The sequence below is a fragment of the Bartonella sp. AP57NXGY genome, assembly GCF_042195805.1.
Taxonomy (GTDB): domain Bacteria; phylum Pseudomonadota; class Alphaproteobacteria; order Rhizobiales; family Rhizobiaceae; genus Bartonella.
Genome location: NZ_JBHIOZ010000009.1, coordinates 17,726 through 19,191 on the forward strand (window position 1 = coordinate 17,726; position 1,466 = coordinate 19,191).

A 1,466-nucleotide genomic window follows, 5' to 3' on the forward strand; every position below is an offset into this window, starting at 1 on the left:
AAAAACCTACAACCAGTCCGGTGCGTAAAACTAAAACAAAAAAAGCAGACAAAGCTATTCATGAGGTAGAAGATAAAGCTCTTGAAAAGAGTAAAAAATCAACACGTGGAACACGTAAAAAATCATCTTCTAAAGAGACAACGCAAATACAAAAAATATTAGAGCAAGAAACTGTAATCGAGATGGAGAAAGTTATCGAAACCTCTCCTTCCCAAATTGAAGAAACAATTAATCAACCCGTTGTTATTTCATCAACGCCTAATGATTCTTCCAAAACTGAACGTATTGGTTGGTGGAAACGCAGAATTCTTTCGAAAAATTAAGGATTAAAAAAACCGCCACAGAAAACTGTGGCGGTTCAAATAAACAATTATAGAAAACGTTTTGACCAACTTTTATGGTGTGGTTTTATTACTTTTGTTTCGCTTTTTCTTGCTCAGCCCGCATACGCTCTTCAATTTCTTTTTGCTTTGATTGAATAGCTTGCTGCAGCTTTATTTGTTCTTGTTGGAAATCTTTTTCCTCCATACCAGGACCGGTATAGGCTGCTGTAAACCCATTAAGAGAAAATTCAATAGGATTAGCTGAACCACGAAAATTAACTGTGGTTACAACCATTTTTGTTCCACTTTTCATAGCTGCTATAAGCTTATCATCTAAGACATCATTAGCAATACAACTTGGTCCATTACAAATAATATAAGGAATTTTTTTAGAGAACTCGTCACCAATTTTAATGTGAACACCTTCTGGCAAAAAACGACCTGTAGGTACTTGAATACCTATACGTTTCTCATTTTGCTTCCCTTTTATTTCAACAAGATTAAAAGCCGTTAAAGGTTGTCCCGTATTCGATAATACAGTATTCATTGTATTACAAATATCAACATCATGCTGCTTACTGCAAACTTTGTACCAACCTTGTGATAAAGTTTGCGCATTTGCAGAAATACCAGCTATAAGAAAAAGGGTAGCGGCTCCAACTAATACTGAAACAGCAGAATAAACATTTTTATGCGACATGATTAAGTTAATCCTTTCAACGCGCTCTTAAGTAACTTCAAAAAAATATTAAATATAATTCCAACTTAATTTATTAAATTATAATGAAATAACAATTAATTTTACTATTTTTACTTCAATATAAAAAAAAAAGTCAAATTTAGAGAAAAAATACGACGAGCCATTCTAATTTTTATACACTCATATCATTTCCCCTCTTCAACACATTGGTATTTGATGCAATCTATCCATAAAACACCTCTGTGCATTTAAACTAAGATTACACAAACGAATCAATATTGCAATATTAATTAAAATAAACTCTGATACTACTCTAAAAAACTTACTAATTAAAATTTTTACATTTATTACTCTTCATGTTAAGCTTATAGAACCTTTGCAACAGGTGTTGCAATGCATGAAGCTCTAAAATATCAGATAAATTTTACTGTTTTCCTTGTGTG

General features: G+C 32.0%; 1 protein-coding gene and 1 pseudogene. One reads left to right on the plus strand and one right to left on the minus strand.

The genetic code is table 11. From position 1 onward, the window contains the following. A pseudogene (locus ACFIL8_RS02575) lies at positions 1–323 on the plus strand (ribonuclease E/G); the annotation flags it as partial. Between the two features lie 88 nt (positions 324–411). On the opposite strand, the gene ACFIL8_RS02580 reads toward ACFIL8_RS02575, so the two are convergent. Continuing rightward, positions 412–1,023 carry an invasion associated locus B family protein gene (locus ACFIL8_RS02580; RefSeq protein WP_375628083.1) on the minus strand — a complete coding sequence of 204 codons (612 nt, stop codon included), beginning with the start codon at positions 1,021–1,023 and terminating at the stop codon, positions 412–414. Between the last annotated feature and the right edge of the window lie 443 nt (positions 1,024–1,466).

Coding starts and splice junctions, on each gene's coding strand:
- ACFIL8_RS02580 (WP_375628083.1), bottom strand. CDS start 1,023: ATGTCGCATAAAAATGTTTATTCTGCTGTTTCAGTATTAGTTGGAGCC.